Below are 26,577 nucleotides of genomic sequence, written 5' to 3'. Positions count from 1 at the left end.
CCCATCACATGACTGTCATGGCAGGCGTACGACGTCCTTGATGCCCCGCGCCGCCAAGTACCCCTCGTCCGCCGCCCGTTCGGCCAGCACCACCGCGGGCCGGAGACCCTCCGCGCGCAACCGCATCCACTCCTCGAAGTACGCGCCGCCCGGACCCGAAACCGACCGGGTGCCCGGGGTGCAGTCCAACACCAGGGCGGTGTCCCGGAGTTGGACGGTGTGCGGCTCGGCGATCGCTTCGGCGAAGGCCTCGGCGATCGGCTTGGGGCGGCCCGCCGAGTCGAACAGGCCCAGCGTGTACTCGAGTTCGGGGTAGTCGGCGAGCGAGCGGTCCACGTCGTGCGAGCACCACCAGGTCACCCCCCACAGCCCCGCGCACTCGGCCGCGTTGCGCACGGTCGCCCGCGCGAACTCCGGGGCGTCGGCCGCCGGGATGTGCGGCTCGGGCGCGCCGGTCTCCTGGACCCAGACCGGCCGGGCCGGGTCGGTGGCGTACGCCTTGGCCAACTCCGTTCCGTACTCGGCGAGATGGAGCACCTGCGGGGAGCGCGGGCCGTACCGGCGGGCGCAGTCGCCGGAGAACACCCACGGGTGGACGGTGGTCAGATCGCCCTTGCGGGCCGAGGCCTCCGGGGTGAACGGGTGGTCGTCGCCGTACCAGGCGGCGTCGTACGCGGAGTGCGTGACCAGGCGGTCCGGCGGCAGATGCTCGCGCGCGGCGGCCAGCAGCGTGTCGAGATAGTGATCCACCTCGGCCACCGTCACCGGGTTGTGCTCCACCAAGTTGTTGAGCTCGTTGCCGAGTTGGAGGCCGATCAGGTTCGGGCGGTCGGCGAGGGCGGCGCCCAGCGTGCGCATCAGCTCGGCCTGGGCGGTGATCGCCTCCGGGTCGGTGAAGACGTTGCGGTGGTGCCAGCTGCGGGTCCACTCCGGGTAGAAGTCGAAGCTCGACAGATGGCCCTGGACGCCGTCCACGAGGACATCGAGACCCGCCTCGCCCGCCAGATCGACCAAGTGCACCAGCTGGTCCACGGCCGTCCTGCGGATCAGCGTGCGGTTGGGCTGGAGCAGCGGCCAGAGGTGGAAGATCCGGACGTGGTCCAGGCCGAGCCCGGCTATCTGGGCCAGATCCTCGCGGGCGTGCGCCGGGTCGAAGTCGTGCCAGGAGTGGAACCAACCGCGGCGCGGCGTGTAGTTGACGCCGAAGCGGAGCGTAGGAATGGGATCCTCCCCAGGTCCGGTCTTGCCCTGTCTGTGTCTTTGGCTCGTGTTCTGCGCGAAGGCTCTTGTTCTGCGCGAATGTATCAACCACCATAGTCAGTGATGAGCAATGATTTGAACCAAGAATTCGTCGGTGACTTCGCCGGTGACCTCGTGGTCGGCCTCGACGCCGGCGGCACCCGTACCCGCGCCGTCCTCGCCGCCGCCGACGGCCGCCCCCTCGCCGAGGGCGCGGCCGGTCCCGGCAACGCCCTGACCGTCCCGGTGCCACGCCTCACCGACCACCTGGTCGAGGCGATCGGGCAGGCCGTCCCGGAGCGGGCGCGCCCCCGCGTGGTCGCCGTGGCCGGCGGCTTCGCGGGCGCCACGGCCGCCTCCACCGAGGAGCCGGGACACGTCAACGCCCGCACCGCCCTCACCGCCGCGCTACGGCGCCTCGGCATCCCCACCGCCCGGCTCCGCGTGTGCAGCGACATCGAGGCGGCCTTCGCCTCCGCCCCCGGCGCCCCCGCCGACGGCCTCGCGCTGGTCGCCGGCACCGGCGCGGTCGCCCTGCGCATCACCGACCGCCGCTCCACCGCCACCGTGGACGGCGACGGCTGGCTCCTCGGCGACGACGGCAGCGGCTTCTGGATCGGCCGCAGCGCGGTACGCGCGGCCCTGCGCATGGCGGACGGACGCGGCCCTACGACCGTGCTGGCCCGGTCCGTCGGCCAGGCGCTCGGAGTGCCGGCCGAGGAACTGCCCGGCGACGGCGACTGGTCCCGCGCCCACCGCGAGGCCTACCGCATGCACGTACTCCCCGCGGTGATGGCCGAACTCCCCATCCGCCTCGCCCGGTTCGCCCCGCTGGTGGTCGAGGCGGCCGGCGAGAAGGACACCGTGGCGGAAGGCCTCCTCGACCAGGCGGCGGACCAACTGACCGACACCGTGCGCGCGTTGGAGCCGACCCCCGGCGAACGGATCGTCGCCACCGGCGGCCTGCTCGGCCCCGAGGGCCCCCTGACGGCCCCCCTCACCGCCCGCCTCCACACCCTCGGCCTGACCCTCGACTGGGTCCCGGACGGCTGCCGCGGTGCGATCGCCCTCGCCCGCCTCGCCCACGACGGTGACTCCCGATGACCGACCCCACCACCCCGGTCTACCGCGACCCCAACACCCCGGTCTACCGCGACCCCAACACCCCTGTGGACACCCGGGTTTCCGACCTCCTCGCCCGGATGACCCTGCGCGAGAAGGTCGGCCAGCTCAACCAGCGGATGTACGGCTGGGACGCCTACCGCCGCACTCCCGACGGTCCCGATGGGTTCGAACTCACCGACGCCCTCCGCGCCGAGACCGACCGCTTCGCCGGACTAGGGGCGCTCTACGGCCTGTTCCGCGCCGACGCCTGGTCCGGCGTCGACCACACCAACGGCCCCGGCGCCCAAGACAGCGCCGCCCTGGCCGAGTTGGTGCAACGCCATGTCATCGCGAGCAGCCGACTCGGCATCCCGGCGCTGTTCGTCGAGGAGGTGCCGCACGGCCACATGGCCCTGGACGGCACGGTCCTCCCGGTCAACCTGGCCGTCGGCGCGACCTGGGACCCCGACCTGTACGAGCGGGCCGCCGCCCACGCCGCCGCCGAACTCCGCGCCCGTGGCGGCCACATGGCCCTCGTCTCCGCCCTGGACATCGCCCGCGACCCACGCTGGGGCCGCACGGAGGAGTGCTTCGGCGAGGACCCGCACCTCGCCGCCCGCCTCACCGAGGCGCTCGTCAGGGGCATGCAGGGCGGCGACACGACAGCCGGGTTCGCTCCCGACAAGGCCCCCGTCGTCCTCAAGCACTTCGCCGGTCAGGGCGCCACGGTCGGCGGCCGCAACTCGGCCGAGTCGGAGCTGGGCCTCCGCGAACTCCACGAGATCCACCTCCCCGCCGCCCGCGCCGGAGTCCGCGCAGGTGCTGCCGCCCTCATGTCCGCCTACAACGAGGTCGACGGCCTGCCCTGCTCCGGCAACCGCGCCCTGCTGACCGAACTCCTGCGTGCGGACTGGGGTTTCGAGGGCCTGGTGATGGCCGACGGCCTCGCCGTGGACCGCCTGGCCCGCATCACCGGCGACAAGGTCTCGGCGGGCGCCCTCGCCCTCAACGCCGGTGTCGACCTCAGCCTGTGGGACGAGGGCTTCACACACCTGGAGGAGGCGGTCGAGCGGGGGCTGGTGAGCGAGGAGAGCCTCGACACGGCCGTGGCCCGCGTGCTCGGCCTGAAGTTCCGCCTCGGCCTCTTCGAACGGCCTTACAACACAGGCGAGTTCCCTTCCCCGCAGCAGGGCAGAGAGCTGAGCACGGCCCTCGCCCGAGCCACGGTCACCCTCCTCCACAACGACGGCGACGTCCTGCCCATCCCGGCGACCGTCTCCCGCATCGCGGTCATCGGCCCTCAATCAGCCACCACCGCCCACCAGTTGGGCGACTACACAGCACCCCAGACCTCCGGTGTCAGCGTCCTCGAAGGCCTACGGCAACTCGCCCCGCCCGGCACCGACATCCGGCACGCCCCCGGCTGCGCCCTCACCGGCGACGACCTCTCCGGCATCCCCGAGGCGGTCGCCGCGGCAGCCGCCTCCGACCTGGCGGTCCTGGTGCTGGGCGGCAGCAGCGCCCGTACCCCCGACACGGACTTCGACGCCAACGGGGCCGCACGGAACGCCGTTTCGGCGATGACCTGCGGCGAGGGCGTCGACCTCGCGGGCCTGAGCCTCGGCCGCGCCCAGCACGCCCTCCTGGACGCGGTCACCGCGACTGGCACACCCACGGCGGTCGTCCTGATCCAGGGCCGCCCGCATGTCGTCCCCGAACGGGCGGGCGCCCTGCTCACCGCCTGGTACCCCGGCCCATGGGGCGGCGAGGCCATCGCCGAGGTACTGCTCGGCCACGCCGAACCGACCGGCCGCCTACCCGTGTCCATCCCCCGCTCGGTGGCCCAACTCCCCGTCTACTACAACCACAAGGACACCGAGTACGGCGGCTACGTGGACGCCGACGCCGAGCCGCTCCACTCCTTCGGGCACGGGCTGTCGTACACGAGCTTCGCGTACGGTCCGCCGCGCATCGAGGGGAACGTCATCGAGGTCGACGTCACCAACACCGGGAAGCGCCGCGGCCGTTCGGTCGTCCAGGTGTACATCCGGCGGTTGCTCACCCCGGTGTGGCCGCGCACGCTCGAACTGCACGCCTTCCAGGGCGTCGAGTTGGCCCCGGGGGAGTGCCGTAGGGTCGAAATCCCCTTCGGCACCGACCAGTTGGAGCAGGTCGGTGCCGTGGAGGTTCGGGTCGCGCAATCCGCGCGGGCGGCGCTCGCCGTCGAACCCGTCGTCGTACGGCTCAAAGGCTGACGAGTCAGAGCTTGACGGCTCAGAGTTTGACGGCTCCGGCCGAAACGCCCTTGTAGAACCAGCGTTGGGTGATGACGAACAGCACGAGCACCGGGATCACGGAGATCACCGAACCGGCCATCACCACGCGCTGGTCGTAGCCGAACGACGAGCTCTGCAGTCGGGACAGGCCCAGTGTCAGCGTCATGTGGTCCTCGGAGCGGAGCACGATCAGGGGCCAGAGGAAGTCGTCCCAGGCGCTGATGAAGGTGTTGATGGTGACCACCATGATCGCGCCCCACGCGGACGGGAGGTAGAGGTAGCGGAAGCGCTGCCACTCGCTCGCGCCGTCCAGCATCCCGGAGTCCTCGATCTCGCGCGGGACGGCCAGGAACGCGCCGCGCATCAGCAGGACGTTGATCGCGCCGACGAAGCCGGGCAGCCACACGCCCACCACGCTGTCGACCAGGCCGAGGTCGCGGATGCTCAGGAACAGCGACACCATGATCGACTCGAAGGGGAACATCATGGAGGCGATCAGGAGGATCCAGACCGCTCTGCGGCCCTTCCAGGCGGGCTTGGAGAGCATGTAGCCGGCGGTGGTGGAGAACAGCAACTGGCTGCCGACCGACAGGAGTACGACGATCAGGCTGTTCCTGATGTACGTCACCACCGGGACCTGGCTGAAGACCTCGCGGTAGGCGTGCAGGGTCGGGTGGTGGGGCAGCAGGGAGGCGTTCGCGCCGAAGACGTCCTCGCCGGTGCCCTTGAGGGAGGCCAGGAGCTGCCAGATCAGGGGGCCGACCGTGAGGCCCAGGACGAGGAGCAACAGCAGGTAGCGGACGAGGAGTTCGCGGGGGCGGCCGTAGTCGCGCCAACGGGGCGTCAGGCGCCGGGACTTGGGCCGCACGGCGGTCGTCGTCATGACTCGTCCTCCTTCGTGAGGCGCTGCGCCAGCAGGGTCAGGCCCAGGGTCAGGACGAACAGCGCCACGCTCACCGCCGAGCCGTAACCGGCGTTTCCGGTGATGGGGTCCAGGCCGACGTCCCGGATGTAGAAGGGCAGCGTGCGGTCGGCGCCGCCGGGGCCGCCGGTGGAGCTGCCGAGCATGTAGATCTCGGTGAACACGCGCAGCGAACCGATGCCGGTGAGGGTGCCGACCAGCATCATCGCCTGCCGTACACCGGGCACGGTGATGTGCCAGAAGCGGCGGGCGGCTCCGGCACCGTCCATGGAGGCGGCCTCGTGCAGTTCTTTTGGAACGTTCCCGAGGGCGGCCAGGTAGAAGACCATGTACCAGCCGAGGCCCTTCCACAGGGTCAGACCCATCGCCGACAGCAGGATCAGCCACGAGTCGGAGAGGAAGGGGATCGCCGACCGGATCAAGTGGGCTTTCTCCAGCCAGGTGTTGACCAGTCCGTCGTCCGCGAGCAGCCACTGCCAGCTCAGGCCGACCACCACGCTGGAGGCGAGCACCGGCGTGTAGAAGGCCGAGCGGAAGAAGCCGATGCCGGGGAGGTTCTTCTCCACCAGGACGGCGAGCAGGAGTGGCAGCAGCACCATGAGCGGGACGACGATCACGGCGTACAGGACGCTGTTGCGGGTCGCCAGCCAGAAGTCCGCATCACCCAGCATCCGGGTGTAGTTGGAGAACCCGACGAAGCTCGCGGCGCCGCCGAGCGGCTTGGCGTTCGTGAACGACAGCAGCAGTGTGTTGAGGAACGGGAACACCCCGAACACCGCCGCGCAGACGATCGCTGGAGCGGTCCAAAGCCAGGGCAGCCACCAACGGCGGTACAGCGCCGCCCCGTTGGCACCGGGGGCGGGACCGGGGAGGACGGCCCTGGCGAGCTTACGTATGCGGGACGCGCCCGGTGCGGAGGCGACGGCCTCCGCACCGGGCACGGTCACCGGCTTCGCGGTCTGCGTCGCCACCATCAACCAGCCTGCTTCAGCAGCTCGTTGGCCTTCGCCTGGGCGTCCTTCACGGCCTGCGCCGGGCTCTTCTTGCCCTGCATGGCCAGCTGCACCTGACCCACGATGGCGTTCTGCACAGCCGTGGAGATGTTGGTCTGGTAGGCGGTCGCCGTCTTGAGCTGCTCGGCGACGAGCTTGCGGGCCTGGGAGAACGGGTCGTCACCGGTGGTCTTCTGGAAGAACGGGTCGTCCAGTGAGGCAGAGGTCGTCGGGAAGATCACCACACTCGGGTCCTTGCACCAGGCCGTCTGGTTCTCGGCGTTGGTGAGGAACTCCGCGAACGCCAGTGCCGTGGGGGCGTTCTTGCTGGTCGCGGCGGCCGCTATGTACTGCGGGGCGGCCGTGGTGTGGCCGAGCGCGTCGAAGGGCTGCTGGCCGACGGCTGTCTTGGCGTAGATCGAGGGACTGTTCTGCTTCACGAAGCGCACGAAGCTCGGGTTCGTCGAACCGTAGGCGACCTTGCCCTGGCTGTAGAGCGTGGAGGGGTCGCTGTTGGACGACAGCGAGTCCTTCGGCATCGCGCCTTCCTTGTACAGCTTCGCCATCCACGCGACCCACTGGGCGGTCCTGGGATCGTCGGCGAAGACCGCCGACTTGCCGTCCGCCGACAGCGTCTTGATGTTCATCTGGTCCCAGTCGGCCGGGATCCGCCAGACCGGGTTGGCCATGGTCGCGAAGTACTTGCCGTCGGCCTTCTTGGCGATCTTCTCGTAGTCGGCGAACAGCCCGAACATCGTTGTCGGCGGCTTCGCCGGGTCGATCCCCGCCTTCTTCAGCAGGTCGGTGTTGTACGTCAGGAGGACGCCACCGGTGTACCAGGGCAGCACGCTGTGCACCAAGGTGCCCGAGGAGTCCTTCATGGTGCTGGACTTCCAGAACGCGGGGACGAACGGCTTGGCGGCGTCCGGGTCCTTGACGCCCAGGTTGAGCAGGTAGCCGGCCTTCGTGAGGGCGGTCGCGGTCGGGGAGTCGACGTTGAGCACGTCGGGCAGGGTGCAGGCCTGGGCGTCGGCGACCGTGCGCTGTCCGAACGTCGCGTCGCCCGGATCGTCGATCCACTTCACCGACGTACCGGGGTGCGCCTTCTCGAAGGACTTGATGACCCCGTTGAAGAACGTCCCGAAGTCCTTCTTCAAGTTGGTGGTCTGGAAGGTGATGTTGCCCTTCACCTCACCGGTGAGCTTCCCGGACCCCACATTGCCCTTGTCGACCTTGCAGCCGCCCGCGGTGGAGTCGCTGTCGCCCGAACTGCCGGACAGCCCGCAGCCGGCGGCCGTCAGGGTCAGGACGACGATCCCCACCATCGATCCGGTCAGTCTTCCTGTGCGCATCGCTGCCCTCCTGAGCACCAGCCAACCGCTGGTTCAATTAACCAACTTCGACCCCGATTGATGAAAAGGTGGACCAGAATTCATCGGAGGTCAATGGGTTCTCGTGTTGCTTTTAGGTTCCGGGAGTGATCAGTGCCGATGCTCGTGGTCCGGATGCGCCGGATCGCCGGGGTGCTCATGACCGGCCGCGTACTCAACTCCGGCCTTGGCCCGGTCCAACCAGCCGAAGAAGGCCCGCCGCCCCGCGGCCCGCCGCAACTCGCGCCCGACACCCTCGCGTGCCTGCTCGTACGGCACGAAGTCCTCCGATGACACCCCGCCGAACGGGTCGGCGCCGCGCCGTAGCGCCTCCGGGGTGAGGAAGCGGTCCCGGTTCCGGTCGTAGTAGTCCCGTACGGCCGCCTCCGTGACCTCCTGCTCGCCCTCCAGCTCGGCCAGCAGCAGCCGGGCGGCCGGGGAGTGCGCGAGGGCCGCCGCGACGATACTGCCGAGATCGGCGACATCGGTCTCGGCCACGGCGAGCACCTGATCCGGCGCCACTTCGGCGGGAGGTTTCAACCCCCGCTCCACACACGCCCGTTGGGCCAGCTCGTCGATGACCACCACTTGCGTCGCCCAGCGTCGCCGCTGCCGTTCGGCCCGCGCGAGCGCCTCTGGCCGGGTGCTCTCCCGATCCCGGGCCGGTACGGCCGCCAGCAGCGCGTCCACCCGCCTCTTTGGAACGGTCCTGCCGCGCACCACGGCCGCGTGCTCGGTCATGGCGTCACCTCCAGCGCGACGGCCTCCGTGTAGGCGACACACCCGTTCCAGGCGACCTTCGCCAGCAGCCAGTACGACCCCGGCTCCACCGCCGAGCCGTCCACCTCGATCACGCACTCCTGCTCCGCGCCACCGGCCACCGTGAACCCCTGGCAGCCGGGTTCGACACCGGCCCAGGTGCCCCAAGAGGAGACGGCCCAGAGGGTGCCGTTGATGGGTCCCTGGGTGGTGTTGCGGACGGTGGCGGGCACCTGGACGCGCTCGCCGGTTCGCACGCTGATCCGCTCAACGCCCAGTGCGGACACGAGCGTTGGCCCGTGCTGCCCGTCCGCCACATCCAGCGCCACGGTGTCCTCGTACGTCTGCCCGCCGTACTCCAACCGTGCCGCGAGCCAGTGCCGGCCGGGCTCCGGCTGTGGCGGTGGCGTCACGGTCACCTCGGCCAGCGTGAACCCGCCGGGGCCCAACGCGTACGGCAGTTGGGCGGGTTCGGCGGTCCAGCCGGGCGGTACCTCGAAGCCGACCGTGCCCGACACCGGCGCGTCGGTGAGTTCCGAGCCGACCCGGACCGTCGCGGTGACGGGGCCCGACACGGTGAGAGCGCCGGGGGAGAGGTACACCGACACCGGTATGTTCCCCCGGGGCGCGGGACCGGAGTTGTGGAGCCAGTAGCGGGTGTGGAGGGGCTGGGCGGGCTCATGTGCCGCTGTTCCGGGGCCGGTTGGGGATGCGGAGGCGGTACCGGGCGTGGCCAGCACCGTCGCGACCTCGAAACCGGTCAGGTCGAGGGCCAGCCCGCCGTCCCGCTCCGGGGTCAACTCCTCGCCGGGCGCCTCCAGTACGTCGGCCCGGGCGCCCTCGGCCCAGTCGTGCGGGCCGCGTATCCGGGCCCGCACCGGCCGACCGTTCACCTCGTGGAGCCGTACGACGACACCGCGCCCCGGGTCGACCGGTACCGCGCTGCCCCGGGCGAGCGGGGAGCCGAGCGGCTTGAGGGCGTCGAGCACGACCTCGCCCGCCGGTTCCAGGGTGAGCAGGGCCAACTTCCTTGGCAGGGTGCCCTGTTGGGTGGAGGCTCGCAGGCGGGCCGTCAGCGGGTGGTTGAACTCATGTCCGGCCTGCGGGAGTCGGACGTCGCGCCAGTCACCCGCGCCCGCGACCACCGCGTACTCGAACTCGTGGGTCCAGCGCTGGAGTTGGAAGGCGGAGCCGTCGGGTGCGGTGCGGCGGGGCGGGTCGACCCAGATGCCGGAGGGCCAGCCGGTGCAGGAGCGCATGAGGGACATGTAGAGGTCGCCGGAGGAGGTGACGACACAGCCGGGCGTGCCCCGGTTGAGCACGGCGAAGCTGCGGCCGTCCCAGGCGTCGCCCGGCGGCAGCGCCTCGCAGCCGCCCGCCGCCGTGGCCGTGAGGACCGCGTCGTCGAGGTCGGCGATCAGCGCGTCCACCGCCTTGGCGTCGTCCTCGGGGCGGGCACCCGCCACGACTAGCAGCGGCAGCCGTTCGAGGTCGCGCAGATCGGCCCCGGGCACCCACTCCTCCCGCAGTCCGGCACGCGGCGCGACCCACACCGCCGCCGCGCCCCGCTCGGCCAGTTGGCGGCGTAGTTCGCGTCCGGCGGCCGGGTCCCAGCCGAGGGCCTCGGCGACCACGGAGTTGCGCTCGGGAGCGCCCACGGCGATCCGGAAGTCCGGGAGATTGGAGTCGACTTCGAGGTCGCCGTAGCGCGGGCCACCGGCGATCGTCGAGGTCGCGGTGACCCCGACGCGGACCAGCGCGGCGGCGAGCGGGGCACCGAGTTCACCGGCCTCGTCCCAGTCGGCGTAGACGAGTTCGGCGACGCCGATCGACCGGTGGCCGAGCAGCCGCCCCGCCTCGTCCCGCACCGCGACCCGCGCGGTGGACCCCAGTCCGAACCAGGTGTTCGCCGGGTTGTCGAGCGTCCACGGGAACTCCTCGCTGTCCACCTCCACGAACCCGAACCCGCGCCCGATCACCGCGTCCGCCACCTCGTGCACCGGCAGCCCACCGGTCACGTCGGACGGCCAGCGCACCCGGATCAGCCGGTCGGCGCCGTCGTAACCGTCGATGGTCGTCGTCACATCGAGGCGCGGGACTCCTGCCCACAGCGTCAACCGCTGTGTGTACCGGAACAGTTCGAGGTCGGCGGTGACGGTGATCCGTGAACCGGCGGGGGAGTGCTGGACCTCGACCTCGGCGAGGACGTCCCGGCTGCGTGCGGCGGTGGTCCCGGTCGGCGTGAGATGCCACGGCCCCTCACCGAACCGCGGGTGCCGCGCGTACTCCTCCTGTACGACGAGTTCGTTGCCGATGTCACCGGTGCGCAGCAACTCCCGGCCGTCCTGGGCCAGTTCGCGCAGGCTGCTGACACCGCCGCCGCGCGCGGGGTCGACCGTCAGCTCGTAGAACTCGTTGCGGATGGTGAGGCCTTCGCCGCTCGTCCACTCGGGTACCGAACCCTCGGCGAGCGGGAGGGCCTTGAGGCCCATGCCGGGTACGTCCGGTACGACGACGCGGAGTTGGTCGCCCTCGCGTACGGCAGGCAGGGGCAGGCCGGTGTCGTCCAGCGGGACGCGGCCGGGGTCGGCGACCGTCAGGACGTCCCGGCGCTCCCAGGTCGCCGCGTTGAACACGACCAAGTCGTCGGTGCCGCCCGGTAGTTGGGCCACCTTTCCGGCCAGGGCGTCCGTCGCGTCGGCGTGCGCCGTCTCGGCCAGGTCGTACAGCTCGCGCCAGCCGGTCATCAGGTCGATGTACACCTGGTCCGACTCGGAGCCGGTGATGGCGTCGTGGTGGGCGCCGTAGATCAGCTGCCGCCAGGCTTTGTCCAACGCCGCGTCCGGGTACGGGTGTTGGGCGACCAGCGAGGCGAGCGTGGCCCAGGCCTCGGCGTCGGCGAGGAGCGTCTCGCCGTAGCGCTGGGCCTGCTTGGTGTCGATGTAGGAGACGTCCTTGCCGGTGTAGATCGGGTTCATGTCCCGGGTCTGTGGGGACGCTTTGCGGCCCTCCTCGGCCAACTCGGCGCGGACGGCGGCGAAGAAGTCCCGGGGGATCGCGCTGACGAAGCGCGGCCAGACGTAACGGGCGTTCCAGTCCCGGTGGATGTCCATCACCCAGCGGCACGGGGGCGCGTAGTCCCCGCCGACCGGGAGCAGCACGTTGCGGGTGAGCGCGACCTTCTTCAGGCCCCGGAAGAGCTTCAGTGCTGCTGCCTCGGCCTCGGGGAGCGTGGGCGCGTTGTCGATCGCCCAGCCGGCGCCGTAGTGGTTGACCATGTAGGCGGTGAGGAGCCCGCGGCCGGAGGGGGCGATCCAGCTGAACTCGGCCGGGAACTGCATGCGTTGGGGGTCGCGCGGCTCCTCGCCGAACACGGACAGGGTCGGGCCCCATTGGTGGAACGGTCCACGCGCCCAGGAGCTGGAGGTGACCCCCGCGTCCGCCATGAGCCCGGGGAACTGCGGGTCGTGCCCGAACGCGTCGAGTTGCCAAGCGGTTTCGGGGGTCGCGCCCAGGATGCCGCGCTGGAAGCCGTCCCCGTACAGGGCGTTGCGTACGGTCGCCTCGGCGCCGGTGAGGTTGGTGTTGGGCTCGTTGTACGTGCCGCCCATGATCTCGACCCGGCCGGTGCGGATCAGCTCGCGGAGGAAGCCGCGTTCCTCCGGGTAGGCGTCCCAGTACGGCTTGAGGTAGTCGACCTCGGCCAGCACGAAGGTGTACGCCGGGTCGCGGCGGGCCAGGTCGCAGTGGGCGCGGACCAGGCTCATGCCGGACTGGCCGCGGGAGTCGAAGGTGCGGGCCGGGAGACCGGTGGAGCCGGGGTCGTCGGCGACGTCCCAGGTCTCGGTGTAGGCGCCCTGGGTGTTCCACCAGACGGGGTCGTAGTGGAAGTGGCTGACCATGAACATGGTCCAGCCGGGTTCGGCGGCCGTGAACTCGGCGGTGAGCGTGGCCAGTTGGTCGCCGTCGGCCGCCGTCACCGCGATCGCGCACCGCTCGCCGGGCGCGAGGTCCGAGGCCACCGGTATCTCGGCGCGCACGGTGCCGTCCTCGCCCACGACCGTCTCCGCGCTGCCGTGCACACCGGGGCCCTCGACCGTGAGGCGGACCGGCCGGCCGGGGGCATGCGTGAGTTCGGCGGCCACGACCTGGAGCGGATGCTCGGCGGTGCCGACGAACAACTCGGTCGACAGGGCAGCGGTGACGCGCATGGGTCTCCTACCAGAGGCTCGGCGGAGCGCCCATCCTGACACCGCGAAGATGATTCAAACAACCATCTCCGCGTAACTTCGGTGGTTCATCCATGCAGACTCGGCCGAGATCACGGCCGGGTCTCGGCTGGGATCACCGGCCCCGGCGGGACTTCACCGTGTGCTCCCCGGCGATGTGGTCGGTGAGGGCCAGGGAGGCGCTCGCGCGCTGGTAGGAGAGCTGCGCGATGCGGACGTAGAGGCAGTCGATGAGGACCAGGACGGAGTGGCGGGCGCCGATGATGCCGGTGGGGAAACTCGTCGCCGAGGACGAGGAGATCAGCCGGATGTCGGCGGTGCGGGCGAGCGCGGACCGCGGGTCGGAGGTCAGGGCGATCGTGGTCGCGCCGCGCTCCTTGGCGAGTTCGAAGGGCTCGATGGTCTCGCGGGTCGAGCCGGAGTGGGAGATGCCGATGGCCACGTCCGCCGGGGTGAGCAGGGCGGCGGAGGTGGTGGCGGCGTGCACCTCGGTCCAGCCGCGCACCGCGCAGCCGATGCGGAACAGCCGGGTCTCGGTCTCCTGGGCGACCGCCCCGCTGCCGCCGATGCCGTAGACGTCGATCCGCCGGGCGCGGGCGGCGGCCGTGGCCGCGCGCTCCACCGCGTCGAGGTCGATCCGGTCGATGGTCTGCTGCACCGCGCGGAGGTCCGCGCTGCCCACGACCTGCACGACCCGTTCGAGATCGTCGTCCGGGGAGATGTCCGGGCCGATCTCGGCGGTGCCCCAGTCGGAGACCTCGCCGCGACCGCGCTCCTGGGCCAGCTCGATCAGCAGATGCTGGTACGAGTCGAGACCGACCGCCCGGCAGAACCGGGTCACCGTGGCCTGTGAAGTGCCGGTGCGGCGGCCCAACTCGGCGGCCGAGCAGTGGGTGACGGCGGCCGGATCCTCCAGGATCAGCTCGCCGACCTTCCGCAGTGAGCCGGCCAGCCGGGGCAGCTCGGTGCGGATCAGGGTGGTGACGTCTGTCGGGGGCATGTGGAGAAGGTATCAGCCACCCCAGAGGCCATCGATTGAATACCAGGACCGCATGTGATTTATTGATTCATTGATCTAGAAGGAATAGGTGGTTTGATCCACCGGTGGGGAGAATCGCGTGTCCGCCGAGTCCGTAAGCGCCGAGACCTTCGCGCGCGAGAGCCTGGCCGTCCTCCAGCACATCACCGAGTCCAGCCGGGACACCGTGTCGAGAGCCGCCGAACTGATCGCGGACTGCGTCCGCACGGACGGCGTCATCCAGGCCTTCGGCACCGGCCACTCCCAGGCCATGGTCCTCGAACTCGCGGGCAGAGCCGGGGGTTTGGTGCCCACCAACCGCCTGAGCATCGCCGACCTCGTCCTCTACGGCGGTGACGCCCCGAGCGTCCTCGACGACCCGCTCCTTGAGCGGCAGGCCGGGGTCGCCGAGCGCCTCTACGACCTCGCGGCGCCCCGCCCCGAGGATCTCTTCGTCATCATCTCCAACTCCGGTGTGAACAAGGTGATCGTGGAGATGGCCCTGCGCGTGAAGGAGCGCGGGCACCGGCTTCTGGCCATCACCTCGCTCGCCCACACCCGCGCCGTTCCGGCCGGTCACCCGAGCGGCAAGAAACTCGTCGACCTCGCCGACGTCGTCCTCGACAACGCGGCCCCGCGCGGCGACGCACTCCTCGAACTCCCCGCGGGCGGTGCCGTTTGCGCCCTGTCCACGCTCACCGGCGCGATGCTCGTGCAGCTCTCGGTCGCGGAGGCGGCGGCGCAGTTGCTCGCCTCGGGGGAGCGCCCGCCGGTGTACGTCTCGGCCAATGTGCCCGGCGGCTTCGAGGGCAACCTGGAGCTGGAGAAGCGGTACGAGGGGCGAATTCGCCGTACCGCGAGCTGAGTTGTCGTAGAGGTGCCGTCGTAGAGGTGCAGTGGAGACGAGCGGCCGGAGCCCCCGGAACCGGGCCGCGGCCGCTCGTCGTCACGCGCGCTGTACCTCGCGAGAGTCAGACGGGAATTGCTGGAATCACCGAGTGATGCTAGACGCGGTGAATGCATCATTCAATGGGGGTTAGCCGGTACTCGGCCAGTACTCACCCAGTACTCACTCAGCCCGTACGGAGCACCGTCGGGCCCTCCTCCGCGATGCGGTCGATCACGGCGGACGGCAGGCCGTCGTCGGTCACGACGGTGTCGAGCCGGTCCAGCTTCGTCACGTTGAACCGTTCCACCGTGCCCCACTTCGTGCTGTCGGCGAGCAGCGCGACCGAGCCGGCCGCCTCCATCACCGCCTGCTTGAGCAGCACCTTGTCCATCGAGAAGCTCGTGATGCCGTGGGCCAGGTCCCAGGAACCGGCGCTGAGGAAGGCGAGGTCGAGGTTCAGCGCTCCGACCGTCCTGGCAGCCAGGGGCCCGCTGCTCGAACCGCTCGACACATCGACCTCGCCACCGGTGTGGACCGTCTGCACGGACGGCAGTTCGCACAGGGCGAGGACGGCGTGGAAGTCGTTGGTGACGACGGTGAGGTCCTTGCGGCCGACCAGGAACGGCACGACCGACTGACAGGTCGTCCCCGCGTCGAGGAACACCGTCATGCCGTCCTCGACGAGCTCGGCGGCCCGCTGGGCGATGGCCTGCTTGCGGGGCATCTCCAGCGCCGCGCGTGAGGCCCGCTCGCGGGGCGGCACATGCCCGGTCCAGTCCGCGAGCCGTACCCCGCCCTGCACCGAGACCACCTGACCGCTCTTCTCCAGCGCGGTGATGTCCCGGCGCACGGTCATGTGCGAGACGTTCAGCGCCGCGGTCAGGTCGTGGATGCTCAGCACCCCGCTGCCCCTCAGCAGCCGCAACAGCTCCTGATGGCGTTGCTCGGGGATCAGGGGTGCCCTGCTCAATGCGTCTCCTCGAAGCCGGGGTCGAGCGGTGGGTGCACCGGTGACTGGACCGGTGGGTGGTGCGGCGGTTCGCCGGGGTCAGCCTAACTTCGTGTGAGAAGGGGCGTGACAACGTGTGAATTCATGTTCTAACGTGTGCTCCCATGGTAACAAAGTTTAACGCCCTGGAATCAATCACCGGCTCGGGCGCCCTGCTCATCGTCCGCCTGGAGAGCGCCGAGGAAGCCCTCGCCGTCTCGGAAGCGGCGATCGAGGGCGGCGTCCGGGCCCTGGAGATCACCCTCTCCGTGCCCGGCGCGCTGGACGTCATCAACAAGCTCTCCGAGCGCTACGGCGACGACGGCATCCTCATCGGCGCCGGCACGGTCCTGGACGAGCACTCCGCGTACGAGTGCCTCTCGGCCGGCGCCCGTCTGCTGGTCAGCCCCAACCTCAACCCGGCGATGCTGACCACCGCCAACCGCTACCAGGCCGTCACGGTCAGCGGCGCCTTCACGCCGACCGAGATCGTCGACACCATGCAGGCCGGCGCCGACATAGTGAAGCTCTTCCCCGCCGAGTTCGGCGGCCCGGCCTACGTCCGCACGGTCCGCGCCCCGCTCCCGCAGGCCCCGCTCATGCCCGCGGGCGGCGTCACCGCCGACAACGTCAAGGAATGGTTCGACGCCGGAGTCGTCGCGGTCGGCGTCGGCAGCTTCGTCACCAAGGCGGCCCGCGCGGACGGCAATTACCGCCATGTCACGGACGCCGCCACGACGATGCTGCGGGCCATCGAGGGAGCGCGGGCGTAACTCCCGGCTCCCGCAAGGCAGTTCCCGCACCGCTCACACCCTCCGCATCCCCCCGCACCACCCGTCCCCAACTCCCCAGCACCCGCACGGTGGTTCAAAGAGGAGCTCACCATGGCTCAGCAGTCCCTCACCCCCGACTCCCTCGACCTGGGCGACACCGCCCGCCGGACCTCGATCCGCATCCGCTGGGTCCTGGTCGCCCTCCTCGTGATCGGCGGGGTCGTCAACTACCTCGACCGCGCCACGCTGAGCGTCGCCAACACGACCATCGCCGGTGAATTCGGCCTCAACGCGACGGAGATGGGCGTACTGCTCGCCGCCTTCTCCTGGCCGTACGCCATCGCCAACCTCCCCGCCGGCTACCTTGTCGACCGCTTCGGCCCCAAGCGGATGTACGCCTGGGCCGCCGGGCTCTGGTCCCTGATGACGATGGTCACGGCCGCCGCACACTCCTTCGGCGTCCTCTACGCCGCCCGGGTCGCCCTCGGGGTGGCCGAGTCCCCGTTCTTCACGGCGAGCCTCAAGGTCAACGAGCGCTGGTTCAACAAGGACGAGCGCGCGCTGCCGATCTCGATCGTCAACACCGGTTCGCAGATCGCCAACGCCATCGCCCCGCCGATCCTCACCGGCCTTCTCCTGACGGTCGGTTGGCGCGGCATGTTCGTGGCCGTGGGCGCGCTCGGCATCCTCGTCATGCTGGTCTGGCTGCGCGTGTACCGGGACCCCACCCTGCGCGAGCAAGCGATCATCCGGGGCGAGGAGTTGGCGGAGGCCCGCGCGAACGAGCAGGCGAAGCCCGCCAGTTGGGGAGCGCTGTTCCGCCAGCGCAACACCTACTTCATGATCCTCGGCGCCTTCGGCATCTTCTACACCGTGTGGGTCTACCTGACCTGGCTGCCCAGCTACCTCCAGACCTCCCGCGGCCTCAGCCTCTCCGAGACCGGCTGGCTGTCCTCCCTGCCCTACCTCTGCGGCATCCTCGGCGTCCTCTTCGGCGGCTGGCTCTCCGGCCGGCTGATCCGCCGGGGACACTCCGCGGTCGTCTCCCGCAAGGTCCCGATCGTCGGCGGTGCCGTGCTGGCGGCAGCCGCGGTCCTGCCCGTGGCGTACGTCCACAGCACGCCGGTCGCGCTCACCCTGCTCTCCCTCGGCTACTTCGCCGCCCAGGTCCCGATGGGCTGCCTGTGGACGCTGGCCTCCGACATCGCCGAGTCGCACCAGGTGGCCTCGCTTGGAGCGATCCAAAACTTCGGCGGCTTCCTCGGCGCCGCGATGGCCCCCATCGTCACCGGTGCGATCCTGGACGCGACCGGCAACAACTACACGTACGTCTTCCTCGTCGGCGGAGCGCTCCTGCTGCTCGGCGGAATGTCGTACCTCTTCTTCGTGAAGGACCGCCGCGCATGAGCACCGCCCCACGCGTCCACGTCGTGATCGGCCCCGCCGGGTCGGGCAAGACCGGCGTGGCCCGGCTGATCGCCGAGCTGAGCGGCGCCGCGTACATCGACAAGGACACCGCCTGCACCCGCCTTACCGAGGCGCTCCTCGAACTCGCCGGCACGGACCGGAACGAGCGGGACCTCAACCCGTACTACCAGTCCGTGGTGATGGACCTCGAATACGCGACCATCCTCGACCTGGCCGCCGACAATCTGCGCGTGGGCCGCCCGGTCGTCCTGGACGCGCCGTTCGGCCGCTACTTCTCCCAGCCGGACTACCTCGCCGAAGTGACATACCGTCACAACTGGCCGTCCGACGTCGAGTTGGTCGTCGTCCAGGTGCAGGTCGACAAGGACACCGCCCGCGAACGCGTCCGGGCCCGGGGCTGCGCCCGGGACCGGTCCAAGCTCGCCGACTGGGACACGTTCTGGAAGGCGGCCGAGACCAACGAGTGCCAATGGGCGGACGGGCGGCGGCTGGTGTTCGACAACCGCGCCGACGGTGTCACGGCGGACGCGGTCGCCCGCGTGCTGGCGGAACTGGACGGACCGCGCCCCTGACCAGGCAGGCTCAGTCCCGTCCCTGACCGGGCTCAGTCGCGTCGCGCCACCAGCCGGTAGGCGTTCGACACCCCCAGCCGATGCGACAGCCGCTTCACCACGAACCGGTCCAGGAACGTTCCAAGGAGCAGCGCCGGAATCCCCGCGATCAGCACCGCCGCGCGGCCCGTACGGGCCAGCCCTGACGGCGGCTTCGGCAGCCACGGCAGGTTGTCCCGGGGCGCGGCCGTGTCCAGGGCCAGCCAGGTGCCGGCCAGGAGATCGACCGGGTCGTGCGGCTCCGCGTGCTGTTCCGCTACGACCGTGAAGCCCAGGTCGGTGAGGCGGCGGCGCAGGTTCGCGACCGGGATGAAGTGCAGGTGCTGCGGCTGGAGCCACGGCAGCCACCAGCGCCCGAGGAGGCGGGAGTAGCGGCTGTCGGGGTCCGGGACCTCGATCAGGAGGTGGCCGCCGGGGCGTACGGCCTGGTGTGCGGCGGCCAGTTCGCGCTCGGGCTCCGTGCTGTGCTCCAGGTAGTGGAACATGCTGACGACGTCGTAGTGGCCCGACAGTCCCGGGGCCAACTCGGGGAAGCTGCCCCGATAGCCGCGCTCCACCCGCCCCGCCTGCTCGGCGAGTTCGGCGCCGTCCGTGAAGTCGAGGCCGTCGAAGGTGGTGTCGGGATACACCGTGCGGGCCGACTCGCAGAAGTGACCGTGGCCGGTCCCAACGTCCAGCCAGTTCTTGGGAGTTGGCGAGTGCGGGAGCAGTGACTCCGCGCGCTGCTCGTACATCTTCGTACGGGCCGCGAACGTGTTGCCCAACTGCTTCTCGCCCAGGCCGTCGTAGAAGTCCCGGTAGTAGAACTCCAGCCCCGCCGGGCTCAGTCGGGGGTTCTGGAAGGTGTGCCGGCAGTCCTCGCAGCGGTCCAGGACGAAGGTGCCCGGCTTGTGCTGGATCAGGTCCTTCGTGCGCAGCCGGGTCTTCAGACGGGGCGAGTCGCACCAGGGGCAGGTCTCGCGGCGGGGCTCGAAGAAGCGGTCGAGGCCGTCGGCCAGGTCGGCCTGGTAGGTGGGGCGCAGGGCCGCCACCTGGTCATTGCGGCTCGGGGGCTTGGGGTCGTCCTCGTTGCTCACGGGGTCTCCTTGAGGGACGCGCCGGTGGCCAGCAGCTCCAGATGGGTCGCCGCCGCGCGGGTGCCTCCGGCCGCGCGGAACGCCGTACGGATGCGGCCGGCCGCGGCGCGGTGGTCGGGTTCGTGGAGGACGGCGTCGATCGCGGCGCCCAGTTTCGGTGCGGTGACCCGGCCGAAGCGGACGCGGATGCCCGCGCCCGCGCCGGTGACCTGCCCGGCGATCACCGGCTGGTCGTCGCGGATCGGCGCCACGACGAGGGGGACGCCGTGCCACAGCGCCTCGCAGACCGTGTTGTGCCCGGCGTGCGAGACGACCGCGTCCGCCCTTTCGAGGAGCGGGAGTTGGGGGATGGAGGGCAGGACGAGGAGGTCCTTGTCCTGTTCGTCCGGCGTGCCCAACGCGCCGCCCGGGTCCGCGATCACCGCCTGTACGCGGTCCGTTCGCGCCCGCAGCGCCGTCACGCACTCGGTGAGGAAACGGGCGCCCACATCGGTGTTGGCCGTGCCGAGGCTGACCAGGACCAGGGAACGCGCCGGGTCCAGCCAGTCCCAGGGGAAGTCCGGCGCGGCCGGGCGGGGCGCGATCGACGGGCCGACCCAGCGGATCTGCTCGCCCTGCCGTGCTTCGGGGCCCACGAGTTCGGGGGTGCTGAACGCGAGCACCAGGTGCGGGGAGAAGCGTGGGTCGGCGGTGCCTGTCGGGTCACCGATCTCGGCGCGGAGTCCGTGCAGCAACTCGTCCAGCCAGAGGGCGACTTTGGGCATCCCTGCCAGTACGTCCGTGAACTCGGCGGAGGTGGTGGCCGAGGTCGCCCACGGCACGCCCAGCCGCTCCGCCACCAGGCCACCGGCCAGGGCCTGTTGGTCGGCGACGACCGCGTCCGGACCGAACTCCTCGACGGCCGCGGCGACTCCGGGTGCCATCTGCTCGGCGAGCGGCGCGAGAAAGGCCTCCCACAGGAACTTCAGGGCCTCGGGGCCACGGATGTCGGGCGGGCGTACACCTTCGCCCTCACCCGGTACCGGTCCGGCGCACGGGAACACCCGCGCGGACTCGCCCGCGAGCCGCCGCACGAGACCGGGGTCGGGGCAGACCCACGCCAACTCGTGTCCCCGCGACGCCAGTTCGGCCGCCACGCCCGACGCCGGGTTGATGTGGCCGATCAGCGGAGGGACGACGAACAGGAACCGGCTCACCGGACCGCCGCCGCTGGTGCGGACGCCGGCGTACTTGTTTCCTGGCTCCTCGCCCCCTGGATCAAGGAGAGGATGTGCCCGCCGACCGTGCCCGCCGCCTCGACCAGTACGGAGTGCTCGTGGCCGGGGACGACGACGGTCCGGCAGTCGGGGAGTACGGACTCCAGCCAGGGTGCGAGCAGGGCGAGGTCAGAGTCGCCGCCGTAGATGCCGAGTACCGGGCAGTGCACCGCGCCGATCTGATCCTCCGTCAACACACTGCTGGCCGGAATGTCTTGGGAGAGGGAGGTCTCCCGGGCCAGCCGGGCGGCGCCCTTCGCGAGGCGCGCGGTGTTGTGGCCGCGGTTCGCGCTGATCCAGGCGATCGCGTCGTCCTCGTTGTGCGCCAGCTCGTGCAGCACACGGTCCAGGATGCCGCCGAGTTTCGGTGCCCAGGCGGTGGTCGCCGGTTCCGACTCGATGAGGGAGACGCTGGCGGCCCGCTCGGGGTGGCGGGCCGCGTAGCCGAACGCCACTGTCCCGCCGTAGGAGTTGCCGACCAGATGGACCGGTCCAGTCACCTCGATGCGGTCGAGCAGCGCCTCCAGGTCGTCGATGTTGTCGTCCAGGGTGTAACCGGTGGCAGGGCGCCCGCTGCGGCCGTGGCCGCGCAGGTCGTACATGACGACATCGACGCCGGCCAGTGCGAACGGCGGCGCGATCGTGAAGTAGTAGCTGGCCAGGCTGTCGGTGAGCAGACCGTGCACGAGCACCGCCGTGGCGGTCACCGGGCGACCGTCGGGCGGGCTCATCCGCTGTACGTGCAACCGGAGTTGACCGGTGTCTACCATCGCCATGGCTCAGCCCGCCTCGGCTGCCTTGAGGCTCTGCACGACATACTCCACGAGCCGGCCGACGGTGAGTTCGATGATCTCGTCGAACTCCATCCCGGCCAGGAACTCGGCGAAGTTGACCTTCGTGCCGTAGTGCTCCTGGAGCAGTCCGGCCAGGGTCACCAGGTCGATGCTCTCCAGCTCCAGATCGCGGTTGAAGGTCGTCGTCATGGTGACCTCGACGTCGTCGACGCCGTACTCGTCCTCCAGCAGCGCGGTCAGCATGCCGGTGAGGTCGGCGAGGACGGTGTCCTCGGTGGTGGGGGTCATCGGTCGTACTCCTCTTCGTGCGCGGGTCCCGTCGTCCAGGCCACGACGTAGGTCCTGTCCGGCAGATTGGGGGGATTGCCGGCCGGCTCGTAGTGCACGGTGTAGGCGCGTTCCAGGCGCCCCGACACCAACAGCCGTGATCCGGAGACCACTTGGAAGACGGCGAAGTCACGCGGCCGTCCCCGGAAGCCGGTGCCCTCCGCCTTGGCGACCGCCTCCTTCGCCGCCCAGAAACGGGCGAACCACAGCGCCTCGGACTCACCGGTGGCGGCCAACTGGGCTCGCAGGAGCGCCAGTTCCTCCTCGCCGAGTGCGGTGGTGAGGGTGGAGGCGGGGCGTTCTACGACCTCCTCGATGTCGATCCCGGGGCCGGGACCAGGAACATGCGGCCGAACGATCGCGACCGCCGCCTCGGCACGATGGGCCAGCGAGACGTCCAGCGGGGGCAGGGCCCGGCCGTGCAGTCCGGTGACGTACGGGCGGCCCGACTCGTCGTTGTGAACCCGGATCTCCGCCGGAAAGACCGGCCCCTCGCCATGGCTCCACAGCCACTGCCGTACGGCATCCTTCACCGCGATCCGGCCCAACAGCCACTGCCGACGACCGCGCGGCGGATGCTCGGCGTACTGCGAACGCTCCACGCTGCTCAGGGAGTTGCGCATGATGAGGTCACGGGAAGCGAGGTCGGGCCAGCGCTCGTTCAGCAGGGTCCGGCCGCCAGGCCGGGCCTCGGACAGAGTGTTGCGCTCGGGGAAGCGCTCAACGGGCTTGGTCTGCGGGTCGTTGTCGAAGCGCCGGTCCTGCCAGCCGGTCAACTCCGCCCACACCTCGCCGTCGACCGTGAGTTGTACGTCCGCTTCGAGTGCGGTGTCGGTCAGCGAGGTGATCCGCACCAGGCACTCCACCTCCGTGCCAGGGCGCGGATGGGGGCCGTAGAAACGCATCTCGCGCATGCCGACCGGGAAGACGACGGTGCGTTCCGTGCGGGTCGCCATGATCCAATAGCCCAGGATCTGGCCCACGTTGTCGAGCAGGGCGCCGGGGGCGGGCGGTGTGGTGATGACGCCGCGTACGTGGCGGTCGCCGATCGCGGTGAGTTCGGTGACGCCCTGGAACGCCGGGCCGTGGAACATCCAGCGCTCGTCGTAGAGATGGGCCGCGGTGTGGTCGGGGACGCGTTCGGTGGTTGGGTCCGGGTCGGGGTGCGGTGGGGGTGATACGGCGTGGGCGGGGGCGAGTTCGACCACTCCGCGGGCGTGCGGGCCGAAGGAGACGGCGAGTCGGTCGGGGGTGTCCGCCACCACCCGTACCGGTACGTCGATCGACGGTGTCGCCGTCAGCCAGCGGTCGAACCTCGCGTCGTGCACGGCGACCGCGCGCATGCCCGGGACGGCCCGTTCCGCCGCCTCGATGATGTGCTGGACGATCGTGGTCGCGGGGACGACCGGCCAACGGTCGGCCACGTCCGGCCAGTTGGGGCGCTGTGGGAAGAAGCAGTGGTCCATGAGGTAGGGCATGGACTCGGGGGAGACGTGGACCGTGGTCTGCCATTCCCTTGGGGGAGTGGGGAGTTGGGGTGGCGGGACGGGAGCGGACACCCGGGGCGCGGGGGCGGGTGTGGTGGCGATCGGTGCGTTACGACGGCTGCCCGCGCTGATGAGTTGGGCGGCCGTGTCGGCGGTGTCGCGCATGAGGGCGTGCAGTTCGGCGGCGGCCGGGAAGCGGTCGGTGAGGGCGTCGAGGGGGGAGAGGGCGGCGAGGGTCGGTGCGGTCGCGGCGGCCGGTGTGCGTAGTTCCGCCCGCAGCTTCACCAAGGTCGGCGAGTCCAGGGACACGAGCGCGCCGTCCATGTCGAGCCGTACCGGGGGCCGTTCCCGTCGTGGAGCCGGATTCTGCGGGGCCAGTGTCATCGGGTCCACCGCCGCGCCCGCCGACCACAACGCCACGGCCACGCGCCGGAGTTGGGCCAGGCCGGAGCGGTGGGGCGAGTTGGCGGCCACCACCAGGTGATCGCGTCCGCTCAGGGTCGCGTCGATGAGGGAGCCGAGTTGGCCGGTGCCGACCTGGACGAACGTGCGGTGGCCGGCGGTGTACATGGCCTCGACGAGCTGGCGGAAGCGGACGGGTTCCAGGAGGTGGCGGATGAAGAGTTCGCGTACCGCTTTCTCGTCCGAAGGGAACGGCGAGGCGGTCGTCCCCGACCACAGGGGGACCGTGGGCGGGTGGAGGCGGAAGCGGTTCGTGGCCTCTTCGATCGGGGCGAGGTAGGGCTTCAACATGGGTGTGTGGAAGCCGGATTGGAACGGGAGTACCTGACTCAGGACGCCTTGCGCGCGGAAGGACCGCACGAACTCGTCCACGCCCTTGTCCGGTCCGCACACCATCGACTGGCCCGGTGCGTTGTCGTGCGAGAGGACGATTCCGGCGTCCGGCCACTCGTCGGCGAGCGCCGACAGCACGCGCTCGGCCGGGGCCCCGATCGCCCCGAAGGCGAGGCCGGGGACCGTCACCGAGTCGGGGTCGAACGCCTCCATGAAGTCGCTGACCTCGTCCGGCGAGTACACCCCGGCGGCGGTCATCGCGGTCCACTCGCCGACACTGTGCCCGGCGACCGCGTCCGGGACGACACCCATCTTGCGCAGCGCTGCGTCCAACAGCCGTCCCACGCCGACCACATCGAAGCCGTGGCGGCCAACATCGCCTACCTGTGCGGGGGTTGACGACCGGTTCTCGCGCAGCCCGAAGTGCGCGGCCACGTCATCGACCCGGGGCGTGAAGTCGCCCTCCAGGCCCGGGAAGACGAACGCGAGCTTTCCCGCACCGGGACCGATCAGCGGGCTCGGCGTGAACCACACATCGCTGCGGCCCTGCCAGGCCCGGCCCTTGGCGACCGTCCGGCGGGCGAGCGCCAGCCGTTTGGCGTCGGGGGCGACGATGCCGAGGCGTGAACGGCCCGAGGTGACACGGGTGTTGTCTGCGGCCAGGAGAGTGGAATCGTCCGCGTCCAGCAGCGCGGCGAGGGCCTCGGGGCTGTCGGCGGCGAGGATCAGCACGCGTTCCGGTTCGGCCACGGAGGCTGTGCGCGCGGGGGTGTTGGTGCGTTCCGGTTCGTCGACGACCACCGCCGCCGAACGCGCTGCGCGCGCTCCCGGGGCTTCCTCCAGCACCACGTGCGCGTTGATGCCGCCGAAGCCGAACGCGTTGACCGCCGCCCGGCGCACCGGCTGTTCGGGAGTCGTCTCCCAGGGGGCCGCCTGCTCCAGCGGGCGGAACCGGGTCGCCGCGAGCGCCGGATGCGGGTCGTCGCAGTGCAGGGTCGGCAGCAGCATGCCGTGGTGGACGGCGAGGGCGGCCTTGACCAGGCCGGCGACTCCGGCGGCCGGCATCGTGTGGCCGATCATCGACTTCACCGAGCCGATGACCGCTTGGCCGTGGGAGGTGCCGGTGTCCCCGAACACTTCGGCCAGCGTGGCGAGTTCGGCCGAGTCACCGGCGGGCGTCGCCGTGCCGTGTGCCTCAAGGAGGCCGATGGAATCGGGCAGCGCGGGGTCCAGTCCCGCCGCCTGCCAGGCCTGGCGTACGGCGTGGGTCTGGCCGGTCGAGTCGGGGTTGACGAGACTCGCGGCGCGGCCGTCGCTGGACACACCGGTGCCGCGGATGACGGCGTAGATCCGGTCGCCGTCGCGTTCGGCGTCGGCGAGGCGCTTGAGGACGACGACTCCCGTACCCTCGCCGATCAGGATGCCGTCGGCGTCGCGGTGGAAGGGGCGGATGCGCTGGCTCGGGGAGAGCGCGCGCAGCTGGGAGAACACGCTCCACAGCGTGATGTCGTGGCAGTGGTGGACGCCTCCGGCGAGCATCAAGTCGCAGCGCCCGGCGGCTAGTTCGGTGACCGCCTGATCGACGGCGATGAGCGAGGACGCGCAGGCCGCGTCCACCGTGTACGCCGGGCCGCGCAGGTCGAGGCGGTTGGCGACGCGGGACGCCGCGAGGTTGGGGACCAGGCCGATGACCGACTCGGGACTGTCGGGGCCGAGCCGGTCGGTGAACGCCGTGCGGATGCGGTCGAGTTGGCCGGGGTCCAGGTCGGGCAGCAACTCGCCCAGGGTCCGGACGAGTTGGCCCGCCGTACGGACCCGCTGGTCGAGCCGGACCAGACCCGGGGTGAGATAGCCGCCCCGGCCGAGCACGACACCGACGCGCCGCCGGTCGGGCAGCCGGGACTCGCCGCCCGCGTCGGCGAGGGCTGCGGCCGCCACGTGGAGGGCGATGAGCTGGTCGGGTTCGGTGCCGGGCACCGAGTTCGGCATGATGCCGAACCGGGTGACCTCGACCTCGGCCAACTCGTCCACGAAACCACCGCGCCGGCAGTACACCTGGTCGGCCACGGCCGGACCGCTCGCGGAGTCCGGCCGGTAGTAGTCCGCGTCCCAACGCCCGTCCGGCACCTCGCTGATGGCGTCCGTGCCGCCCAGCAGATTCCGCCAGTACGCGTCGAGGTCGGCGGCGCCGGGGAGCAGCACCGACATGCCCACGATGGCGACCGGCACTTGACGGTCCGTCAT

19 protein-coding genes are annotated in these 26,577 nt (G+C 70.9%); 6 read left to right on the top strand and 13 right to left on the bottom strand.

Annotated features, from left to right (window positions below):
• Positions 1-15: 15 nt before the first annotated feature.
• Positions 16-1,308 (bottom strand): glycoside hydrolase 5 family protein, encoded by a 1,293-nt coding sequence (locus tag SPR02S_RS41015; RefSeq protein ID WP_019062845.1) that lies wholly within the window; start codon positions 1,306-1,308, stop codon positions 16-18.
• A 15-nt stretch (positions 1,309-1,323) separates the two neighbouring features.
• Here SPR02S_RS41015 and SPR02S_RS41010 point away from each other — a divergent pair, with 15 nt between their 5' ends.
• Positions 1,324-2,343 (top strand): N-acetylglucosamine kinase, encoded by a 1,020-nt coding sequence (locus tag SPR02S_RS41010; RefSeq protein ID WP_052347125.1) that lies wholly within the window; start codon positions 1,324-1,326, stop codon positions 2,341-2,343.
• Positions 2,340-4,598, top strand: coding sequence for a glycoside hydrolase family 3 N-terminal domain-containing protein (locus tag SPR02S_RS41005; protein WP_019062843.1), 2,259 nt, complete (start codon positions 2,340-2,342; stop codon positions 4,596-4,598). Before SPR02S_RS41010 ends, SPR02S_RS41005 begins: the two co-directional genes overlap by 4 nt.
• Positions 4,599-4,617: 19 nt before the next feature.
• On the opposite strand, the gene SPR02S_RS41000 is transcribed toward SPR02S_RS41005, so the two are convergent.
• The 6 genes from SPR02S_RS41000 to SPR02S_RS40975 all read right to left on the bottom strand — a co-directional run bounded on the left by SPR02S_RS41000 (position 4,618) and on the right by SPR02S_RS40975 (position 13,891).
• On the bottom strand, positions 4,618-5,502 hold the full coding sequence (locus SPR02S_RS41000; protein ID WP_019062842.1) for a carbohydrate ABC transporter permease: 885 nt from the start codon (positions 5,500-5,502) through the stop codon (positions 4,618-4,620).
• Entirely contained in the window at positions 5,499-6,515 is a 1,017-nt protein-coding gene (locus tag SPR02S_RS40995; RefSeq protein WP_019062841.1) for a carbohydrate ABC transporter permease, read from the bottom strand. Before SPR02S_RS40995 ends, SPR02S_RS41000 begins: the two co-directional genes overlap by 4 nt.
• Positions 6,515-7,885 carry an extracellular solute-binding protein gene (locus SPR02S_RS40990; protein ID WP_020684266.1) on the bottom strand — a complete coding sequence of 457 codons (1,371 nt, stop codon included), beginning with the start codon at positions 7,883-7,885 and terminating at the stop codon, positions 6,515-6,517. Before SPR02S_RS40990 ends, SPR02S_RS40995 begins: the two co-directional genes overlap by 1 nt.
• 129 nt (positions 7,886-8,014) lie before the next feature.
• A complete protein-coding gene (locus tag SPR02S_RS40985) occupies positions 8,015-8,644 on the bottom strand; it encodes a hypothetical protein (RefSeq protein WP_019062839.1) in 630 nt (209 codons plus the stop codon).
• Positions 8,641-12,873, bottom strand: a complete 4,233-nt coding sequence (locus SPR02S_RS40980) for a glycoside hydrolase family 38 N-terminal domain-containing protein (protein WP_019062838.1) — start codon at positions 12,871-12,873, stop codon at positions 8,641-8,643. Before SPR02S_RS40980 ends, SPR02S_RS40985 begins: the two co-directional genes overlap by 4 nt.
• Before the next feature lie 133 nt (positions 12,874-13,006).
• Positions 13,007-13,891, bottom strand: coding sequence for a MurR/RpiR family transcriptional regulator (locus SPR02S_RS40975; RefSeq protein ID WP_019062837.1), 885 nt, complete (start codon positions 13,889-13,891; stop codon positions 13,007-13,009).
• Positions 13,892-14,009: 118 nt separating this feature from the next.
• Between SPR02S_RS40975 and SPR02S_RS40970 the strand changes: the two genes are divergently transcribed.
• The gene (locus SPR02S_RS40970) at positions 14,010-14,774 is read left to right on the top strand and encodes a sugar isomerase domain-containing protein (RefSeq protein ID WP_019062836.1); all 765 of its coding nucleotides are present in this window, start codon (positions 14,010-14,012) and stop codon (positions 14,772-14,774) included.
• Positions 14,775-14,982: 208 nt separating this feature from the next.
• On the opposite strand, the gene SPR02S_RS40965 is transcribed toward SPR02S_RS40970, so the two are convergent.
• Positions 14,983-15,768 carry a DeoR/GlpR family DNA-binding transcription regulator gene (locus SPR02S_RS40965; protein WP_019062835.1) on the bottom strand — a complete coding sequence of 262 codons (786 nt, stop codon included), beginning with the start codon at positions 15,766-15,768 and terminating at the stop codon, positions 14,983-14,985.
• A gap of 143 nt (positions 15,769-15,911) precedes the next feature.
• Between SPR02S_RS40965 and SPR02S_RS40960 the strand changes: the two genes are divergently transcribed.
• The 3 genes from SPR02S_RS40960 to SPR02S_RS40950 all read left to right on the top strand — a co-directional run bounded on the left by SPR02S_RS40960 (position 15,912) and on the right by SPR02S_RS40950 (position 18,559).
• Positions 15,912-16,559: a bifunctional 4-hydroxy-2-oxoglutarate aldolase/2-dehydro-3-deoxy-phosphogluconate aldolase gene (locus tag SPR02S_RS40960; protein WP_019062834.1), complete on the top strand. Its 648-nt coding sequence runs from the start codon at positions 15,912-15,914 to the stop codon at positions 16,557-16,559.
• A gap of 111 nt (positions 16,560-16,670) precedes the next feature.
• Positions 16,671-17,966, top strand: a complete 1,296-nt coding sequence (locus tag SPR02S_RS40955) for an MFS transporter (RefSeq protein ID WP_019062833.1) — start codon at positions 16,671-16,673, stop codon at positions 17,964-17,966.
• Positions 17,963-18,559, top strand: a complete 597-nt coding sequence (locus tag SPR02S_RS40950) for a P-loop nucleotide/nucleoside kinase family protein (protein WP_019062832.1) — start codon at positions 17,963-17,965, stop codon at positions 18,557-18,559. The genes SPR02S_RS40955 and SPR02S_RS40950 overlap by 4 nt, the downstream gene beginning before the upstream one ends.
• 32 nt (positions 18,560-18,591) lie before the next feature.
• Here the strand turns inward: SPR02S_RS40950 and SPR02S_RS40945 are convergent, their stop codons facing one another.
• Genes SPR02S_RS40945 through SPR02S_RS40925 form a run of 5 tightly spaced genes read right to left on the bottom strand, consistent with a single transcriptional unit; the run spans position 18,592 to position 26,577 of the window.
• A complete protein-coding gene (locus SPR02S_RS40945; RefSeq protein WP_019062831.1) occupies positions 18,592-19,674 on the bottom strand; it encodes a class I SAM-dependent methyltransferase in 1,083 nt (360 codons plus the stop codon).
• Complete coding sequence (locus tag SPR02S_RS40940) at positions 19,671-20,870, bottom strand: glycosyltransferase (protein ID WP_019062830.1); 1,200 nt, start codon at positions 20,868-20,870, stop codon at positions 19,671-19,673. Before SPR02S_RS40940 ends, SPR02S_RS40945 begins: the two co-directional genes overlap by 4 nt.
• Positions 20,867-21,706, bottom strand: a complete 840-nt coding sequence (locus SPR02S_RS40935) for an alpha/beta fold hydrolase (protein WP_019062829.1) — start codon at positions 21,704-21,706, stop codon at positions 20,867-20,869. Before SPR02S_RS40935 ends, SPR02S_RS40940 begins: the two co-directional genes overlap by 4 nt.
• Before the next feature lie 3 nt (positions 21,707-21,709).
• Positions 21,710-22,012: an acyl carrier protein gene (locus SPR02S_RS40930; protein WP_019062828.1), complete on the bottom strand. Its 303-nt coding sequence runs from the start codon at positions 22,010-22,012 to the stop codon at positions 21,710-21,712.
• Positions 22,009-26,577: a type I polyketide synthase gene (locus SPR02S_RS40925; protein ID WP_026151319.1), complete on the bottom strand. Its 4,569-nt coding sequence runs from the start codon at positions 26,575-26,577 to the stop codon at positions 22,009-22,011. Before SPR02S_RS40925 ends, SPR02S_RS40930 begins: the two co-directional genes overlap by 4 nt.

The organism is Streptomyces prunicolor NBRC 13075 (assembly GCF_000367365.1).
GTDB lineage: Bacteria > Actinomycetota > Actinomycetes > Streptomycetales > Streptomycetaceae > Streptomyces > Streptomyces prunicolor.
This window is presented reverse-complemented; position numbering and strand designations above follow the sequence as displayed.

Bases quoted from the DNA above. Each gene is read 5' to 3' on its own strand.
- SPR02S_RS41010 (WP_052347125.1), top strand. From the start codon at position 1,324: ATGAGCAATGATTTGAACCAAGAATTCGTCGGTGACTTCGCCGGTGAC.
- SPR02S_RS41005 (WP_019062843.1), top strand. From the start codon at position 2,340: ATGACCGACCCCACCACCCCGGTCTACCGCGACCCCAACACCCCGGTC.
- SPR02S_RS41000 (WP_019062842.1), bottom strand. From the start codon at position 5,502: ATGACGACGACCGCCGTGCGGCCCAAGTCCCGGCGCCTGACGCCCCGT.
- SPR02S_RS40995 (WP_019062841.1), bottom strand. From the start codon at position 6,515: ATGGTGGCGACGCAGACCGCGAAGCCGGTGACCGTGCCCGGTGCGGAG.
- SPR02S_RS40990 (WP_020684266.1), bottom strand. From the start codon at position 7,885: ATGCGCACAGGAAGACTGACCGGATCGATGGTGGGGATCGTCGTCCTG.
- SPR02S_RS40985 (WP_019062839.1), bottom strand. From the start codon at position 8,644: ATGACCGAGCACGCGGCCGTGGTGCGCGGCAGGACCGTTCCAAAGAGG.
- SPR02S_RS40980 (WP_019062838.1), bottom strand. From the start codon at position 12,873: ATGCGCGTCACCGCTGCCCTGTCGACCGAGTTGTTCGTCGGCACCGCC.
- SPR02S_RS40975 (WP_019062837.1), bottom strand. From the start codon at position 13,891: ATGCCCCCGACAGACGTCACCACCCTGATCCGCACCGAGCTGCCCCGG.
- SPR02S_RS40960 (WP_019062834.1), top strand. From the start codon at position 15,912: ATGGTAACAAAGTTTAACGCCCTGGAATCAATCACCGGCTCGGGCGCC.
- SPR02S_RS40955 (WP_019062833.1), top strand. From the start codon at position 16,671: ATGGCTCAGCAGTCCCTCACCCCCGACTCCCTCGACCTGGGCGACACC.
- SPR02S_RS40950 (WP_019062832.1), top strand. From the start codon at position 17,963: ATGAGCACCGCCCCACGCGTCCACGTCGTGATCGGCCCCGCCGGGTCG.
- SPR02S_RS40935 (WP_019062829.1), bottom strand. From the start codon at position 21,706: ATGGCGATGGTAGACACCGGTCAACTCCGGTTGCACGTACAGCGGATG.
- SPR02S_RS40930 (WP_019062828.1), bottom strand. From the start codon at position 22,012: ATGACCCCCACCACCGAGGACACCGTCCTCGCCGACCTCACCGGCATG.
- SPR02S_RS40925 (WP_026151319.1), bottom strand. From the start codon at position 26,577: ATGACGGACCGTCAAGTGCCGGTCGCCATCGTGGGCATGTCGGTGCTG.